The sequence below is a fragment of the Acinetobacter sp. 1294243 genome (assembly GCF_000588015.1).
Taxonomy (GTDB): Bacteria; Pseudomonadota; Gammaproteobacteria; order Pseudomonadales; family Moraxellaceae; genus Acinetobacter; species Acinetobacter pittii.
Window position 1 is genome coordinate 38,585 of the sequence record NZ_JFXG01000022.1, and the last position, 18,211, is coordinate 56,795.

The following is an 18,211-nucleotide window of genomic DNA, read 5'->3' on the forward strand; positions in this document are numbered from 1 at the left end:
TAAAATTAGTTATCCACAAAAGTATTTTTAAATTTAAATGAGAGAGTTGGATGTGCTTTTTAAATTCAAAAATAGAAGTCTGTTGGTATGGGGTTTTAAATTTAAAAATTTTGGCTGATCTTTAAATTTAAAAAATACGGATTTTTGTGGTGGTAGACTCTAGTCTGTAATAAATAATAAGGAGATATAGAATATAATTATTAAGGAATAGAAGTGTTTTTTGCTGTGCTGTGGATAAAGTTATCCACAATAAAGAGAGATTTATAGTTTAAATTTAAAGAAGTACTTTTGAATTTAAACTTGAGTATCGGTTTTGAATTCAAAACTAATAATTTGGATCTAAAGAATTTTAAATTCAAAAATAAAGTAGAAAATTTGAATTTAAAACATGGGGAATGAATTTAAAGTAGAGATTATGAATTCAAATTTACGTTTTCTCTCTGAAATTTTGGACTCATAATGGTATGGTACTTACAAATTTAAATTTAAAAATCGAACTAGGATAATATGCGACGTTTTTCTTGTATTGTTGGCTCTGTATTTTTAGCGATGACTCAGGCTCAAGCAGAGCTCGTAATTAATGGTTCTACAATATCTAGCAGTGCTACTGTTCCAGTAGTGACGAGTGAAGATTATACGCCTAATAATAATTTCCAAAGCTGTTTGGCAAATTTACGTTCTCAAGCAATTGCTGCTGGAGTATCTGGTACAACTTATGATCGTTATACCCAAAACTTGACCCCAGATTATTCAGTTATTGATAAATTAAACTATCAACCAGAATTTTCGACACCAATTTGGGATTATCTTTCTGGTCTAGTTGATGAAGAGCGCGTTGAGCTTGGTAAACAAAAACTGGCGCAACATCGAGATGTTTTAAACCGTGCTTCTCAAATCTACGGTGTGCCCCCGGAAACAATTGTAGCAGTGTGGGGTGTTGAAAGTAATTTTGGTGATATTTCTGGTAAATATCCTTTATTACAAGCACTCGGCACTTTAAGTTGTGAAGGGCGTCGACAAAGTTATTTCCGCACTGAGTTTTTTGCCACTATGCGTATTTTACAACGTGGTGATTTAACCGAAGATCAACTGAAAGGTTCATGGGCTGGGGCATTTGGTCATACTCAATTTATGCCATCTACCTATGAACGTTTAGCTGTTGATTTTGATGGAGATGGTCGTCGAGATTTAGTGTCGAGTACAGCTGATGCACTGGCTTCAACTGCTAATTTCTTAAATAAAGCAGGTTGGCAAACAGGAATGCCGTGGGGTTTTGAAGTCAAAGTTCCCCAAGGTATGTCAATTGATGGAGAAGGGCGACGTTCAAAGAAAGCTTTAAGTAGCTGGAGTGCACGAGGGGTGACCCGAATTGATGGTTCTCCACTTGTTCAAGGAGCTTTATCTGGTAATACTTCAGCGGGTTTAATGGCACCTGCAGGTATAAATGGTCCAGTATTTTTAGTATTTAAGAATTTTGATGCTATCTACAGCTATAACGCTGCGGAAAGCTATGGACTTGCGATTGCACATTTATCTGATCGTTTAAAAGGTGCTGGTCCATTTGTTGCGTCTTGGCCAACTGATGATCCGGGAACTTCACGTGCAGAACGTCGTGAAATCCAACAATTTTTGATTAATCGTGGCTATGATATTGGTGCAGTTGACGGTCTTATTGGAGGTAAAACCCGCGTAGCTATTCGTCAGGAGCAGACTCGTTTAGGTTTAAATCCAACAGGACGGGCAGGGCAGCAAATTTTACGCGCATTCCGTCAAGAACAAGCTCAAAAAATGATGCAATAAACTGGAAATAATAAAAAAGGTCTGCTCATGCAGACCTTTTTTATAGGTACTTATATAAGATAATTACTCTAATTTAACTGCTTCCAAAATATCAAAAATAACTGACGTAACATCTTGGCTTAAATCACGATCATTAAAGATTTCATATGCAGTAATGGTGACATCAGTATCACTTGGTAATTGCTTTTGCTCTTCTTCAATTAAATGTTCAATCGGTAACAGAGTCTGTTTTACTTCAAGATGGAGAATATCTTTATATTCGATATTTTCATCCTCAAGCTCGATTTCATGCTCATTGAAAAAGGGAATTAAAATAGAATGGAGGTATGGTTTAATTTCAATAATATCAAACAGTTCAATATCACGAGTCTGTTCAATCGTGCTGATATGATCATTTACTTCAATCAGGATATGATAATAACTCATCTTGATCTCCATTCTATTTTCGTTAGCTCTTATGACCACAATAACATGACTTTGATATCAATTTCGATGTATCTACATAGAAATAGATACATCATTTTATATCAAGCTTTTAATTATTGAGGTAAAGCACTTAATAGATCACGGTCAGCATCCGTAAGTCCAGTGATTTTTTTGTCACCATCTTTACGTACTGAGTACATCAATGCATTTGGTTGATCACTATGTTTTAAACCCAGTGCATGTCCTAACTCATGAGCAATGGTTAAGCGTAAGTCATCAATAGATTTAAACTCATAAATCACAATTTGTTTGCCGTTATAGATACCTTTTTTAAAGACATCCGCTTGAGCATTTTGCTTAAATTGGTTCAATGAATTATTAAACTCATTATTAATCTGATTAAAATGAGTAACTTTGACATTTAAGTCTTTAGCTTGCTGATTATATGCAGCAATTTCTTTCTTTAAAGCAACAGTTTGTTTTTGCAAATCTTTCTGAGTTTTAGCCAAAGATTTAGCGCTGTATTCAGGTGCTAATTTGCCTTGGTTAAGCTGCATCATTAGTTGGTCAAGATTTTTCAATTTGCCATTCAAAATCTGCTTCTTATTTTCAAGCTCAGACTGAGTTTGACCAAGAGTTTGCTTCAATTGCTTAATTTGTTGCTGTTCATCAATTACACGTTGCTGTTCTTGTTGGAACTGAGCTGCAATTTTTTGACGCTGTTCAGAACGGCTTTGACTATTATCGTAAACTAAACGAATTTCTAACTTTGCATTTGGATCATAAGTAAAATAATCCTGTCCAGTACCTTGTTTCCAAATGTCCGCAGCTTGTTGACTAATTTGAATTAATTGGTCTTGGCTTAAACCAAAACGTGGATCAATATCAGCAATTTTATAAGTCAAATGTTGACCTGTTTTTTGCTGGATTTGAGTATGTGCTGGAGTTGCAAGATTAGCATTAGCCTGAAAATTAGAAAAAGCAAAGGCTACGCCTAATAACAAAGATGTTAAACGCATAATCGAAAGGGGAGATTTTAAAAAAAACGTATTATAAGAATATAAAATGAAAGATCAATCAAAAAACGTACAAATCAGGAAAATAAATGAGACTTTAGTCTCATTATTTTTTACCAAATGCCAAATTATTTTTTAGAAAAAATTTAATATATTTCGTTTTATTTAGTTTTTTTAATCATTTAACTTTAACGATTTTTCCTTAATTTGGTCTATAAATTGAACCTAATAAATCTAAATCTGAATCTGTTAATTTAAAGTTATGAATATCTTGCTCTTTTAACCGTGGATACATTAATGATTTAGGATCAGTAGTATGTTTTAGTCCTAATGCATGCCCAAGTTCATGAGCAAGGGTCAAACGTAAGTCATTTAAAGAAGCATAGCCGTAAATCTGGATTTGGTTTTGACTGAATAATCCTTTATGGAAGGGTTGAATACTAGTTTTCTGCTCTAGTTTGAATTGTGTTTTTAAAGCGCTTAAATCAATTTGCTCTCGATTTAACTCTTTAATTTTTAAGTTAAGTGATTGAATTTTAAAATTTAGACTATTGGATTCATTTCGTAAATCTTCCGATTTTTGTTCTAGTTGTTTTTGCCATTCTTTTAAATTATTGGCACTAGAGTACTGCTGTTCTCCTTGATTAAAGCGCGTTACCTCTTGTTGATATTGTTCAAACTCCGCTTTTAGATTGGCCTTTTTCTTGTTCAAATCAGTTGATAGTTGAGCAACTTGCTGTTTGTTTAGAACAATTTCTTCATTTTTAATGCGCCAAGCTTCCTGCTTTTGCAAAAGTGCATCCAAATTGTTTTGTTGTTCATCTTTAAGCATTTGATGATCATCATAGATTAAGTTAATTGACAATTGAGCCTGTGAATCATAAATAAAATAGGTCTTCCCAGTTTCTTTTTGCCAGATTTCAGCAGCTTGCTGACTTACCTCGACTAATTGTTCTTTAGTAAGTTGAAATCGTGGATCAATAAAAGCAATTCGGTATTTTAAAGGCTGATGAGATGAATTAATTGGCAGATTGCTTTGAGCAAAAAGTGTTGTTTGTAAGCCCATGCATAAGCATAAGCTCAATCCCCACCATAGAAATTTTTTCATGGCAAAATAAAAAATATAAATAAATCTTATTGTTAGCTACTTAATTTAATTCGTCAAAACGATAAAAATCTCAATAGATTAGGTGAGGTTTGTGATATTGGTCGAAAAATTAAAAAAGATGTTCTCAGACTTGGCAATAATTAAATAATTAATGTAGTAAATAACAGTGATTTTTTAGCAAAAAAATATTATTTAAAATTAAATATTTAGTTTTTATCATTGATCTTTCTGACAGAAACATTTGAATAATATCATTAAAAAACTTATTGTTACTTTTTGTAAACAATAAAAAACCGCGCTTTCGCGCGGTCTTTTTTAAAGCGACAAATTATTTTTTGTCATCTTTTACTTCTGTGAATTCAGCATCTACAACGCCATCATCTGCTTTTTGTTGACCCGCATCACCACCTTGGAATGCATTTGGATCAAAGCCTTCAGCACCACCAGCTTGTTGCGCTTGTTCATAAGCACGTTGAGTGATAGGCATCAAGATGTTTTGTAAAGCTTCAGTTTTCGCTTTGATATCTTCTACATCATTTTCTTTTGTTGCTGCTTCAAGTTCAGAAACGGCAGTGCTTACAGCTGTTTTTTCATCTTCAGTAACTTTATCACCAAGATCTTTAACAGCTTTGTTCGAGCTTGAAATTAATGCATCAGCTTCGTTACGAGCTTTTGCAAGTTCTTCAAACTTACGATCTTCTTCAGCATTCGCTTCAGCATCTTTAATCATTGCTTCGATTTCAGCATCAGACAAACCTGAGTTCGCTTTAATCTGGATCGATTGCTCTTTACCAGTGCTCTTATCTTTAGCAGATACTTTCAAGATACCATCAGCATTGATGTCGAAAGATACTTCAATTTGTGGCACACCACGTGGAGCAGGTGGAATATCGCCTAATTGGAAGTTACCCAACAATTTGTTTTGTTGAGCCATCTTACGTTCACCTTGGTAAACTGAAATGTCTACGGCAGGCTGGTTGTCAGCAGCAGTAGAGAACACTTGTGATTTCTTCGCAGGAATCGTCGTGTTTTTCTCAATGATTGGTGTTAATACACCACCCATTGTTTCAATACCTAAAGTTAATGGTGTTACGTCTAATAAGAGAACGTCAGTTTTGTCACCAGACAATACAGCACCTTGAATCGCAGCACCGATTGCAACTGCTTCGTCAGGGTTCACGTCTTTACGTGGCTCTTTGCCAAAGAATTCTTGTACTTTTTGTTGTACAAGTGGCATACGAGACTGACCACCAACCAAGATCACGTCAGAGATGTCTGAAGTCGAAAGACCAGCATCTTTAAGTGCGATTTTACAAGGCTCAATAGTGCGAGCAACTAAATCAGCAACTAAACCTTCAAGTTTCGCACGTGTTACATTGATTACTAAGTGTTTAGGACCAGTTGCATCAGCAGTGATGTATGGAAGGTTGATTTCAGTTGCATTTGATGAAGAAAGCTCGATTTTTGCTTTTTCAGCAGCTTCTTTCAAACGTTGTAACGCAAGTGGATCATTTTTCAAGTTCACACTTTGTTCTTTCTTAAATTCTTCAACTAAGAATTCAATTAAGGCGTTATCAAAGTCTTCACCACCAAGGAAAGTATCACCGTTTGTTGATAACACTTCGATTTGTTGGTCGCCATCAAGGTCTGCGATTTCAATGATTGATACGTCAAAAGTACCACCACCTAAGTCGTAAACTGCAACTTTACGGTCGCCTTCTTTTTTGTCCATACCGAACGCAAGTGCAGCAGCAGTTGGTTCGTTAATGATACGTTTAACGTCTAAACCAGCGATTTTACCCGCATCTTTAGTTGCTTGACGTTGAGCATCGTTAAAGTAAGCAGGAACAGTAATAACTGCTTCAGTAACTGTTTCACCTAAATAGTCTTCTGCAGTTTTCTTCATCTTTTTCAAGATTTCAGCAGAAACCTGTTGAGGCGCTAATTTTTTATCGTTTACTTCAACCCAAGCATCGCCATTGTCTGCTTTGATGATTTTATAAGGTACAAGACCGATATCTTTTTGTACCGCTTGATCTTCATAACGACGACCGATTAAACGCTTGATAGCGAATAATGTATTTTTTGGGTTAGTTACTGCCTGACGCTTAGCACTTTGACCTACTAAGATCTCGCCATCTTTATAAGCAATGATCGATGGAGTTGTACGTGCGCCTTCAGCGTTTTCGATTACTTTTACTTTATCGCCTTCAAGTACAGCAACGCATGAGTTGGTAGTACCTAAGTCAATACCAATAATTTTTGCCATGTGACGTTTTCCTCAAAAATTCTTTTGCAATGTTTTTGCTTGTTATCCGATATGAGAGTGAATCTATTTTTTTCAAGCGTTTTAGCGAAAAAAAATCTAAAAACTCTCAAAAAATTATTTATTGACCAACCATAACCATAGCAGGGCGCAATAAGCGACCATTTAATGTATAGCCCTTTTGTAAAACGCTACCGATTTCATTCGCTTTAGCATTTGGGTCAATACCTACAGCTTGATGTAAATCCGCATTGAAGCCATTTTTTGTATCAGCTTCTACAACACCAAATTTTTCAAGTGTGGTTAACAGCGACTTCAAGGTTAGTTTAATACCTTCAAGTACTGGTGTTTCTTCATCGCCAGCTGCTTGAATTGCACGCTCTAAATTATCAACAGAATCTAGTAATTCTTTTGCAAATTTTTCAAGCACAGTCTCTTTATGCTTGTCAGACTCACGTTGAATACGCTCTACACTTTTTTGTGCTTCGTAAACTGCATTCGCAGTACGTGCTTTTTCAAGTTTTAGGCTTTCTTCTAATTTGGTGATTTGCGCTTGTAAAGATTCAACGGTAACGTCGTTTGCTTGCTCTACACCTTCAGCCTGAGTTTGCTCATTAGATTGCTCTGCTTGCTCGTGTTGAATGTCTTGAGCTTGCTCATTTTGCTCATTAGCCATTGATGATCTCCGTTTAAATGGGTTTTTAAACATGTACAGTCCTTTTGGCATCAGCATTTACTGGGTAAAACCTGAACTGCCATGCATATGCTGTAATTCATTAATAGGGATGAAGTATGGGCATTGCCTAAAAATTCAAGCGTACACGGCAATTTAAAACTTTTAATTTTGCGGTTTTAAGTAAAAATTTAAATTTTCGATCATAAATGCAATAAATTCTTGCGTTATTTTGGGTAAATGTTGCCTTGAAGCATATACCACCGACAAACTTAATTCAGGAGCTGAAAAGTTTTTAAATAAAGGAACTAATCGTTTTTCTTTTAAATCTTTTTTAACTAATAAAGTAGGTAGCATCGCTACCCCTTGAGCATGTATACACATGTCATAAACAGCATTTACATCATTACTTTTAAAGGTAACGTTCAAAGGATAGTTTTGAGGCTGCTGTTCATTATCAAAAAGAGTCCAAAATTGATGTTGGCTATGGTGAGCTAAACATTCATGTTGAATCAGTTGTCTTGGATGGGAGAGGGGACTGTGCTGTTTTAAATAATCAGGATGAGCACAGAAAACAGACTCGATTTGACAAACAGGTCGTGCAATTAATCCATCTGCAACTTTTTGCGTTATACGTAAGGCTAAATCGACCTGTGCATCAATTAAGTCCATTGTATTTTCGGTCAGATATACATCAAATTGAATATGTGGATGTTGCTGTTTAAATTGGCGAATACATTCCCCAACCCCTAATTGAAATAAAAATAAACCACAGGTAAAGCGAATCGTACCGTTATGTTGTTCGGGTGCGGCTAACTCTTGTAAAAGTTGCTGTTGTTGTAAAATATTCTCACAGTAGAGTAGGGCTTTTTCACCCGCTGGAGTGAGAGATATTTTTCGGGTATTTCTTTGAAATAGTCGAGTTGAGAATGTGTGCTCTAGGTGCTCAAGATAGCGAGAAACCATCGCACGGGAATAATTTAGGTGTTCTGCGGCTTTGGTTAAATTGCCATGTTGAGCAATAGAAACAAAGACTTGTATGGCTTTTAATGTGTCCATATACTTTATCATTATTACAATATATGCAACAGTTTATCTTAATTTAGTGCATTTACCTTACAAGAATTGCAATTTAAAGTATTTCTCATGAATTTGGAGAATACATAATGAAATTTTTTAAATTAACTGCTTCAGTCCTAGCAACTGCTACTTCTTTAACAGTAACTTCCTCAGCTTTTGCGCAAGATTTGAAAATCCAAAGTTTCTTGGCTAAACCCGAACATTTCGGTGTGACTTCTACTTTAATTGAAGGCGATAAAGAAGTTCTGTTGGTGAATGCGCAATTCTCAAAATCTGAAGCATTACGTATTGCTGCGGATATTTTGGATAGTGGTAAAACATTAAAGACAATTTTCGTAAGTTATGGCGATCCAGACTATTATTTTGGCTTAGATGTATTTAAACAATACTTCCCAAATGTACAAATCATCGCAACGCCAGAAACTATTAAACATATCCAAGATACTCAAGCGCTTAAAGTGAAATATTGGGGTCCACAAATGGGTGCAAATGCGCCTAGTCAAATTATTTTGCCTCAAGCTTATACTGCTAAAACTTTAAAGTTAGAAAATGAGTCGATCGAGATTAAAGGTAAGAAAGAACTCACTTATTTATGGATTCCTTCTTCTAAAGCAGTAGTAGGTGGTATTCCTGTCTCTTCAGGTATTCATTTATGGATGGCGGATACACCAAAAGTTAAAGACCGCAATGAAGTGATTCAAACTTTAGAAAATATTAAAGCACTGCAGCCTCAAACAGTTGTTCCAGCTCATATGGTTGAGGGAGCTCCACAAGGTTTAGATGCGGTTAACTTTTCTATCGACTATCTCAAGAGCTATGAGAAAGCGGTCAAAGTAAGTAAAAATGCGGGTGAGCTAAGTCAGCTCATGCAGAAACAATATCCAACATTAAAGAGTGTGGACAGTTTAGAGCTGGGCGCAAAAGTTGTAAAAGGCGAGATGCAATGGCCATAATTTAAGATGAAGCGCTAAAAAAATTCAAAAAAGCCGTGGTCTATACTCGGCTTTTTTCGATGAGATAAGGCATTTTTAAGTAAAAAGTCTCTGTAACATTCTACGCATCTTATATAGCGTTTCTATAAAGAAAAAATTTTTGAGTAGAGTAAAAGGCTAAGATAAAAATTAGAAATTGATAAAATTAAACAAAAGCTTAAGTTGTAGCTTCTATATAAAAGGTAGAGGTGAGGCTAAGGAAGAGATTTTAATAAAAAATTGCACAATTTGTACTTCTATTACTACAAAAGACAACCAATGATACGCACGCCAGAAAAAAAAATTGTGAATTATAGGCAGCGCGAAGATGAACTTTGCATTTAAATGTTTGTCGTAATGAAAGGAAAGCGATTATGAAAAAATTAGGTCTTATCTCTGTAGTACTTGCTGGTGTTGCTTTTACAGCTGTTGGTTGTGCATCTGAAGCTGGCTTAAACGCATCAGGTTCTGCTCAAACTAGCGCTAGCCCATCTGGCGTACAAGCTGGTGTAGGTGTAGACGCTGGTGTTTCTGGTCAAGCACAACCAGGTCAAGTTGATGCTGGTGCTTCTGGTTCTGTTTCAGGTTCTGCGACAGCTCAGTAATTCTTAGCGATAAGAACAGTTAAAAGATTATAGAGTACATATATTCAAGATGCCGATTTATATATGAAGTGAGCTGCTACTCATTACTCTATAATTAAGAGAATTTAGAATTCTCAAAAAAGCCCCAGAAGACTTATCTCTTTGGGGCTTTTTATATAGTAATGAGATTAGTCATCATGACGATAATTTCGGTGGTCATGATCACGATCTTCTAAGCGTTTTTTTTCCCATTCACGATGTCTTTTTTCCCAATCCCGACGATTTTTGTCCTGTTCACGAGCATCTTTACGTTGTTGTTCGTATATTCTTTTACGCTCTTCCCAACGTTTTCGCTCCCAATCACTATATCCACGTCCATCGTTACGGTCATAACGATCATCATCATGATCATGGTAACCATAACCACCGCGATAATAAGGGTCATCTGTATAAGCAACACAGCCTACAGTTAAAAGACTGGTTGCTAACAAAGTAACAACGAGTTTTGCTGACATAGCCCAATCTCCTTTGTCTGTTAACAATAATTGGCAAAAAAGTCCTGTTTTAAACGACAGATTTGTTAATGACATTTGCTATAAATCAGATTAGCGTAGATTGGTTTTTACCTTTGTATCTTGATTACATGAGTTGTATGCGAATATAGTCAAACAACAAAGAATTCTGTAGAAAATATGAAGGATAAGAGGAATTCATGGAGATAGGCATGACAGCATTTAATCAAAAAATTCAAACATTGCTAGATAAGGGCCAAGGGCCTGCTGCTCGAGCTCTTGATAAGTTACCTCGATTGGCTCAAGAATCACTTGCCAAAATTCTTGGATATTCCTACCAATACCCAGATCTCGACTCATTTACTAAATGTATGATGGCCGTACAAATTAAACAGGGACGTATCGGTTTTATTGGTTCAGATCCTATTGAGTCTAGACGGCAATTTGATACACAAATGTTGGCTATCCGTCAGAAATCAACAGAAGTTGATTCTGTAGAAGATATTCGCTTACCTCTTCAAAGCGGAACTATCTTCGCAAGACACTATCACCCGGCACCTAATAAAAAATTACCTCTACTAGTTTTCTATCACGGAGGAGGTTTTGTCGTGGGTGGATTAGATACTCATGATGAGGTGTGCCGCATATTGGCGAAATACGCAAAAGTACAAGTACTCAGCATTGATTATCCTCTTGCACCAGAAGTCTCACCTCAACATTTAATTCAATCATGCGAAGATGCATTGGCTTGGGTCTATCAAAATCGCAGACAACTAAAAATATTAAAAAATCGTATTGCTGTAGCAGGGGATAGTGCAGGCGGAAATATCAGTACGGTTGTAGCTCAACGATCAGTAAACAAACCTTATGCTCCACAAGCACAGCTTCTCATTTATCCTACAGTTGATTTTAAAAGCCGACATCCTTCTTTTTATGCTTATAACGAAGGATTAGTTTTGACGGATAGCGATATTAATTATGTCACTCAATATTATGCAACTCAGCATAATGTAGAATTAGATGATCCACTTATTTCTCCAACCTATGGTAATTTGAAAAAGAATCCACCAGCTTTTGTGATTACGGCTGGGCATGACGTACTGCATGATGAAGCAAAAATTTATAGCTATAAGCTAAGACAAAATGGCGTCAAAATGCATTATGAAGAATATCCAGATCAAACCCACGGTTTTATAAACTTGACCCCTATTTCGAAAAAGGCAAAACGCTATACCATCGAGATTAGTAAAAACTTCAGAAAGTTCTGGGATAAAAATAGTTAAATAAAAGCTTAGTCCATGTTTCACGTGGAACGTGGACTAATACTCAAATCTAAAATATAAAGCACTAAATAAAAGATAATAAATACTCACTAGAATTCTTTTATATAGATGATTAAATTTATCCTTCATTAAGTTTGGCATTTTGTTGTAGGGAAAATATGAAAAAATTATTAATGTTATGTTGTTTGGGTATAAGCAGCCATTCAGTCTGGGCTGACACTTTAGTTGAAATGCAAACAAATTTAGGCAACATTGAAATACAACTTTATGATGATAAAGCACCAAACAGTGTGAAGAATTTTAAAGACTATATAAAGTCAGGTTTTTATAAAGATACGATATTTCACCGCGTAATTCCTGGTTTTATGGTGCAGGGCGGTGGACTTACTGCAAATATGCAGGAAAAGACTACGCGAGCACCTATCAAAAATGAAGCTGGAAATGGAATTGCTAACACACGCGGAACGTTGGCGATGGCTCGTACTGCAAATCCTGACTCAGCTACTAGTCAGTTTTTTATTAACGTTGCAGATAATAATTTTTTAAATCGTTCTGCTGGTAATCCGGGTTACGCAGTTTTTGGAAAAGTAATTAAAGGAATGGATGTGGTTGACCGTATTGTTCAGGTCCCTACATCAAACTATGGCATGCATCAAAACGTACCAAAACAGGCTATAAAGATAGTAGATATAAAGTTTAAAACTCTTTAAAAATAAATTAACCATATAAATCATATATTTGTTTGTTTTTGAGATTTTTTTTGGCTGAAAAAGAACCGGTCGAACGTGCATATTTATAAAAGTGCTTGCGTACCAGTTTTTTTTCCCTATAATGCACTCATCCCGACGCGATACACGAGAATATCTTAGCTTACAGGGTTAAGATGAAAGCTTAGTATTGCGTTGAATTCTGTCTCTGACGAAGAGCAGAAAAATCATTAAGAGAATTGAAGAACAACTTGTGTGGATTTTTACTGGTTGATTAATCGAAATAATTTTCATTGATTGATTGGTTTAAATTACTCGAAGTTTATTTGAGCGAAATTTAAGTCAGTAATTGATGAGCCAGAATTGGTACCTTGTCTTTAAATAAGGTACAAAATGATTTTAACTGAAGAGTTTGATCATGGCTCAGATTGAACGCTGGCGGCAGGCTTAACACATGCAAGTCGAGCGGAGAGAGGTAGCTTGCTACTGATCTTAGCGGCGGACGGGTGAGTAATGCTTAGGAATCTGCCTATTAGTGGGGGACAACATTTCGAAAGGAATGCTAATACCGCATACGTCCTACGGGAGAAAGCAGGGGATCTTCGGACCTTGCGCTAATAGATGAGCCTAAGTCGGATTAGCTAGTTGGTGGGGTAAAGGCCTACCAAGGCGACGATCTGTAGCGGGTCTGAGAGGATGATCCGCCACACTGGGACTGAGACACGGCCCAGACTCCTACGGGAGGCAGCAGTGGGGAATATTGGACAAGGGGCGCAAGCCTGATCCAGCCATGCCGCGTGTGTGAAGAAGGCCTTATGGTTGTAAAGCACTTTAAGCGAGGAGGAGGCTACTTTAGTTAATACCTAGAGATAGTGGACGTTACTCGCAGAATAAGCACCGGCTAACTCTGTGCCAGCAGCCGCGGTAATACAGAGGGTGCAAGCGTTAATCGGATTTACTGGGCGTAAAGCGCGCGTAGGCGGCTAATTAAGTCAAATGTGAAATCCCCGAGCTTAACTTGGGAATTGCATTCGATACTGGTTAGCTAGAGTGTGGGAGAGGATGGTAGAATTCCAGGTGTAGCGGTGAAATGCGTAGAGATCTGGAGGAATACCGATGGCGAAGGCAGCCATCTGGCCTAACACTGACGCTGAGGTGCGAAAGCATGGGGAGCAAACAGGATTAGATACCCTGGTAGTCCATGCCGTAAACGATGTCTACTAGCCGTTGGGGCCTTTGAGGCTTTAGTGGCGCAGCTAACGCGATAAGTAGACCGCCTGGGGAGTACGGTCGCAAGACTAAAACTCAAATGAATTGACGGGGGCCCGCACAAGCGGTGGAGCATGTGGTTTAATTCGATGCAACGCGAAGAACCTTACCTGGCCTTGACATAGTAAGAACTTTCCAGAGATGGATTGGTGCCTTCGGGAACTTACATACAGGTGCTGCATGGCTGTCGTCAGCTCGTGTCGTGAGATGTTGGGTTAAGTCCCGCAACGAGCGCAACCCTTTTCCTTATTTGCCAGCGAGTAATGTCGGGAACTTTAAGGATACTGCCAGTGACAAACTGGAGGAAGGCGGGGACGACGTCAAGTCATCATGGCCCTTACGGCCAGGGCTACACACGTGCTACAATGGTCGGTACAAAGGGTTGCTACCTAGCGATAGGATGCTAATCTCAAAAAGCCGATCGTAGTCCGGATTGGAGTCTGCAACTCGACTCCATGAAGTCGGAATCGCTAGTAATCGCGGATCAGAATGCCGCGGTGAATACGTTCCCGGGCCTTGTACACACCGCCCGTCACACCATGGGAGTTTGTTGCACCAGAAGTAGCTAGCCTAACTGCAAAGAGGGCGGTTACCACGGTGTGGCCGATGACTGGGGTGAAGTCGTAACAAGGTAGCCGTAGGGGAACCTGCGGCTGGATCACCTCCTTAACGAAAGATTGACGATTGGTAAGAATCCACAACAAGTTGTTCTTCATAGATGTATCTGAGGGTCTGTAGCTCAGTTGGTTAGAGCACACGCTTGATAAGCGTGGGGTCACAAGTTCAAGTCTTGTCAGACCCACCATGACTTTGACTGGTTGAAGTTATAGATAAAAGATACATGACTGATGATGTAAGCTGGGGACTTAGCTTAGTTGGTAGAGCGCCTGCTTTGCACGCAGGAGGTCAGGAGTTCGACTCTCCTAGTCTCCACCAGAACTTAAGAGAAGTTCGGATTACAGAAATTAGTAAATAGAGATTTCGGTCTTGGTTTATTAACTTCTGTGATTTAAGTATCACGGTATTAAGCATGACCTGACGAAGGCGTGTTTATTCATTAACAGATTGGCAAAATTGAGTCTGAAATAAATTGTTCACTCAAGAGTTTAGATTAAGCAATTAATCTAGATGAATTGAGAACTAGCAAATTAACTGAATCAAGCGTTTTGGTATATGAATTTAGATTGAAGCTGTACAGTGTTTAAGTACACAAACAACAGATAGTAGCGATGAAGAATCGCACGGACAACACTCACTTGTAGGTGTTGACGACTGTTTGGGGTTGTATAGTCAAGTAATTAAGTGCATGTGGTGGATGCCTTGGCAGTCAGAGGCGATGAAAGACGTGATAGCCTGCGAAAAGCTCCGGGGAGGCGGCAAATATCCTTTGATCCGGAGATTTCTGAATGGGGGAACCCACCTACTTTAAGGTAGGTATTGCAACATGAATACATAGTGTTGCAAGGCGAACGAGGGGAAGTGAAACATCTCAGTACCCTTAGGAAAAGAAATCAATTGAGATTCCCTCAGTAGCGGCGAGCGAACGGGGATCAGCCCATTAAGTTATGTGTGTTTTAGTGGAACGCTCTGGGAAGTGCGAACGTAGAGGGTGATATTCCCGTACACGAAAGGGCACACATAATGATGACGAGTAGGGCGAGGCACGTGAAACCTTGTCTGAATATGGGGGGACCATCCTCCAAGGCTAAATACTCCTGACTGACCGATAGTGAACCAGTACCGTGAGGGAAAGGCGAAAAGAACCCCTGTGAGGGGAGTGAAATAGATCCTGAAACCGCATGCATACAAGCAGTGGGAGCACCTTCGTGGTGTGACTGCGTACCTTTTGTATAATGGGTCAGCGACTTATATTCAGTAGCGAGGTTAACCGTATAGGGGAGCCGTAGAGAAATCGAGTCTTAATAGGGCGTTTAGTTGCTGGGTATAGACCCGAAACCAGGCGATCTATCCATGAGCAGGTTGAAGGTTGGGTAACACTAACTGGAGGACCGAACCCACTGTCGTTGAAAAGCCAGGGGATGACTTGTGGATAGGGGTGAAAGGCTAATCAAGCCTGGTGATAGCTGGTTCTCCCCGAAAGCTATTTAGGTAGCGCCTCGGACGAATACCATAGGGGGTAGAGCACTGTTTCGGCTAGGGGGTCATCCCGACTTACCAAACCGATGCAAACTCCGAATACCTATGAGTACTATCCGGGAGACAGACTGCGGGTGCTAACGTCCGTAGTCAAGAGGAAAACAATCCAGACCGCCAGCTAAGGCCCCAAAATCATAGTTAAGTGGGAAACGATGTGGGAAGGCATAGACAGCTAGGAGGTTGGCTTAGAAGCAGCCACCCTTTAAAGAAAGCGTAATAGCTCACTAGTCGAGTCGGCCTGCGCGGAAGATGTAACGGGGCTAAAACTATGTGCCGAAGCTGCGGATTTGACATTAGTCAAGTGGTAGGGGAGCGTTCTGTAAGCCGATGAAGGTGTATTGAGAAGTATGCTGGAGGTATCAGAAGTGCGAATGCTGACGTGAGTAACGACAAAACGGGTGAAAAACCCGTTCGCCGAAAGACCAAGGGTTCCAGTCCAACGTTAATCGGGGCTGGGTGAGTCGACCCCTAAGGCGAGGCCGAAAGGCGTAGTCGATGGGAAATTGGTTAATATTCCAATACTTCTGTGTAATGCGATGAGAGGACGGAGAAGGTTAAGTCAGCCTGGCGTTGGTTGTCCAGGTGGAAGGATGTAGGTATGTATCTTAGGCAAATCCGGGGTACTCTATACTGAGATCCGATAGCAAGCTGTACTTGTACAGTGAAGTGGCTGATACCATGCTTCCAGGAAAAGTCTCTAAGCTTCAGTTACACAGGAATCGTACCCGAAACCGACACAGGTGGTCAGGTCGAGTAGACCAAGGCGCTTGAGAGAACTCTGCTGAAGGAACTAGGCAAAATGGTACCGTAACTTCGGGAGAAGGTACGCTGTTGTTGGTGATGGAACTTGCTTCCTGAGCTGACGACAGCCGCAGAAACCAGGCCGCTGCAACTGTTTATTAAAAACATAGCACTCTGCAAACACGAAAGTGGACGTATAGGGTGTGATGCCTGCCCGGTGCTGGAAGGTTAATTGATGGGGTTAGCGTAAGCGAAGCTCTTGATCGAAGCCCCAGTAAACGGCGGCCGTAACTATAACGGTCCTAAGGTAGCGAAATTCCTTGTCGGGTAAGTTCCGACCTGCACGAATGGCATAATGATGGCGGCGCTGTCTCCAGCAGAGGCTCAGTGAAATCGAAATCGCTGTGAAGATGCAGTGTACCCGCGGCTAGACGGAAAGACCCCGTGAACCTTTACTGCAGCTTGACACTGAACTTTGACCTTACTTGTGTAGGATAGGTGGGAGGCTTTGAAGTTGGAACGCTAGTTCCAATGGAGCCGTCCTTGAAATACCACCCTGGTAATGTTGAGGTTCTAACTCTGTCCCGTTATCCGGGACGAGGACCGTGTCTGGTGGGTAGTTTGACTGGGGCGGTCTCCTCCTAAAGAGTAACGGAGGAGTACGAAGGTGCGCTCAGCGTGGTCGGAAATCACGCGTAGAGTATAAAGGCAAAAGCGCGCTTAACTGCGAGACCCACAAGTCGAGCAGGTACGAAAGTAGGTCTTAGTGATCCGGTGGTTCTGTATGGAAGGGCCATCGCTCAACGGATAAAAGGTACTCTGGGGATAACAGGCTGATACCGCCCAAGAGTTCATATCGACGGCGGTGTTTGGCACCTCGATGTCGGCTCATCTCATCCTGGGGCTGAAGCAGGTCCCAAGGGTATGGCTGTTCGCCATTTAAAGAGGTACGCGAGCTGGGTTTAGAACGTCGTGAGACAGTTCGGTCCCTATCTACCGTGGGCGCTGGAAATTTGAGAGGATCTGCTCCTAGTACGAGAGGACCAGAGTGGACGAACCTCTGGTGTACCGGTTGTGACGCCAGTCGCATCGCCGGGTAGCTATGTTCGGAAGGGATAACCGCTGAAAGCATCTAAGCGGGAAGCCTACCTCAAGATAAGATTTCCCTAGGAATTTATTCCTCTAAAGAGCCGTTCGAGACTAGGACGTTGATAGGTTGGATGTGGAAGCATAGTGATATGTGAAGCTGACCAATACTAATTGCTCGTGAGGCTTGACTATACAACACCCAAGCAGTTGTATATGAAGCATCAATCGATTCATAAACATGCAAAGCAACTTGATTTAGTTATACTACTAGCTAAAATGAACAACGAAAAATCAGACCAATCAGCCCATCTGTAAAGATTTGGAAAACGCAACGTATCACACAGTGAATAAAACGAAGCAAGTATCCATACCAGTTGTGCTGGCGACCATAGCAAGAGTGAACCACCTGATCCCTTCCCGAACTCAGAAGTGAAACCTCTTAGCGCTGATGGTAGTGTGGGGTTACCCATGTGAGAGTAAGTCATCGCCAGCTCATTATTCTAAACACCCCCGTTCTAACGAATGGGGG

The 18,211-nt window shown here is 39.7% G+C and carries 11 protein-coding genes, 2 tRNA genes, 3 rRNA genes and 1 pseudogene; 10 read left to right on the forward strand and 7 right to left on the reverse strand.

Annotated elements, in window-relative coordinates:
- Positions 1–507: 507 nt before the first annotated feature.
- A complete protein-coding gene (locus J655_RS21810) occupies positions 508–1,800 on the forward strand; it encodes a lytic murein transglycosylase (RefSeq protein WP_017481224.1) in 1,293 nt (430 codons plus the stop codon).
- A 63-nt stretch (positions 1,801–1,863) separates the two neighbouring features.
- On the opposite strand, the gene J655_RS21815 is transcribed toward J655_RS21810, so the two are convergent.
- The 6 genes and pseudogenes from J655_RS21815 to J655_RS21840 form a co-directional block, all read right to left on the reverse strand.
- Entirely contained in the window at positions 1,864–2,238 is a 375-nt protein-coding gene (locus J655_RS21815) for a hypothetical protein (protein WP_014207668.1), read from the reverse strand.
- Positions 2,239–2,339: 101 nt separating this feature from the next.
- Positions 2,340–3,307, reverse strand: a pseudogene (locus tag J655_RS21820) (M57 family metalloprotease).
- A gap of 137 nt (positions 3,308–3,444) precedes the next feature.
- Positions 3,445–4,350, reverse strand: coding sequence for a matrixin family metalloprotease (locus tag J655_RS21825; RefSeq protein ID WP_025468413.1), 906 nt, complete (start codon positions 4,348–4,350; stop codon positions 3,445–3,447).
- Between the two features lie 328 nt (positions 4,351–4,678).
- Positions 4,679–6,619: a molecular chaperone DnaK gene (gene dnaK / locus J655_RS21830; protein WP_002115449.1), complete on the reverse strand. Its 1,941-nt coding sequence runs from the start codon at positions 6,617–6,619 to the stop codon at positions 4,679–4,681.
- Between the two features lie 118 nt (positions 6,620–6,737).
- Positions 6,738–7,292, reverse strand: a complete 555-nt coding sequence (grpE, locus tag J655_RS21835) for a nucleotide exchange factor GrpE (RefSeq protein ID WP_002115470.1) — start codon at positions 7,290–7,292, stop codon at positions 6,738–6,740.
- 162 nt (positions 7,293–7,454) lie between these two features.
- Positions 7,455–8,348, reverse strand: coding sequence for a LysR family transcriptional regulator (locus J655_RS21840; protein WP_009392834.1), 894 nt, complete (start codon positions 8,346–8,348; stop codon positions 7,455–7,457).
- Positions 8,349–8,455: 107 nt separating this feature from the next.
- On the opposite strand from J655_RS21840, the gene J655_RS21845 reads away from it, so the two are divergent.
- Both J655_RS21845 and J655_RS21850 read left to right on the forward strand, forming a co-directional pair.
- Entirely contained in the window at positions 8,456–9,322 is an 867-nt protein-coding gene (locus tag J655_RS21845) for an MBL fold metallo-hydrolase (RefSeq protein ID WP_017481227.1), read from the forward strand.
- A gap of 392 nt (positions 9,323–9,714) precedes the next feature.
- Complete coding sequence (locus J655_RS21850) at positions 9,715–9,945, forward strand: hypothetical protein (RefSeq protein ID WP_000733015.1); 231 nt, start codon at positions 9,715–9,717, stop codon at positions 9,943–9,945.
- Between the two features lie 167 nt (positions 9,946–10,112).
- On the opposite strand, the gene J655_RS21855 is transcribed toward J655_RS21850, so the two are convergent.
- Positions 10,113–10,439 (reverse strand): hypothetical protein, encoded by a 327-nt coding sequence (locus tag J655_RS21855; protein ID WP_032042483.1) that lies wholly within the window; start codon positions 10,437–10,439, stop codon positions 10,113–10,115.
- A 209-nt stretch (positions 10,440–10,648) separates the two neighbouring features.
- On the opposite strand from J655_RS21855, the gene J655_RS21860 reads away from it, so the two are divergent.
- From J655_RS21860 to rrf, 7 genes are all read left to right on the forward strand, one after another.
- The gene (locus J655_RS21860) at positions 10,649–11,719 is read left to right on the forward strand and encodes an alpha/beta hydrolase (RefSeq protein WP_025468414.1); all 1,071 of its coding nucleotides are present in this window, start codon (positions 10,649–10,651) and stop codon (positions 11,717–11,719) included.
- 158 nt (positions 11,720–11,877) lie between these two features.
- Complete coding sequence (locus tag J655_RS21865) at positions 11,878–12,429, forward strand: peptidylprolyl isomerase (RefSeq protein WP_017481230.1); 552 nt, start codon at positions 11,878–11,880, stop codon at positions 12,427–12,429.
- 397 nt (positions 12,430–12,826) lie between these two features.
- Positions 12,827–14,364: ribosomal RNA gene (locus J655_RS21870) — 16S ribosomal RNA — on the forward strand.
- A gap of 59 nt (positions 14,365–14,423) precedes the next feature.
- Positions 14,424–14,500, forward strand: a tRNA-Ile gene (locus tag J655_RS21875).
- A 55-nt stretch (positions 14,501–14,555) separates the two neighbouring features.
- Positions 14,556–14,631: transfer RNA gene (locus J655_RS21880), tRNA-Ala, on the forward strand.
- A gap of 352 nt (positions 14,632–14,983) precedes the next feature.
- Positions 14,984–17,874 (forward strand): 23S ribosomal RNA (locus J655_RS21885).
- A 186-nt stretch (positions 17,875–18,060) separates the two neighbouring features.
- Positions 18,061–18,175 (forward strand): 5S ribosomal RNA (rrf, locus tag J655_RS21890).
- Together the 16S, 23S and 5S rRNA genes with 2 tRNA genes alongside form the textbook arrangement of a ribosomal RNA operon.
- Positions 18,176–18,211: the final 36 nt, after the last annotated feature.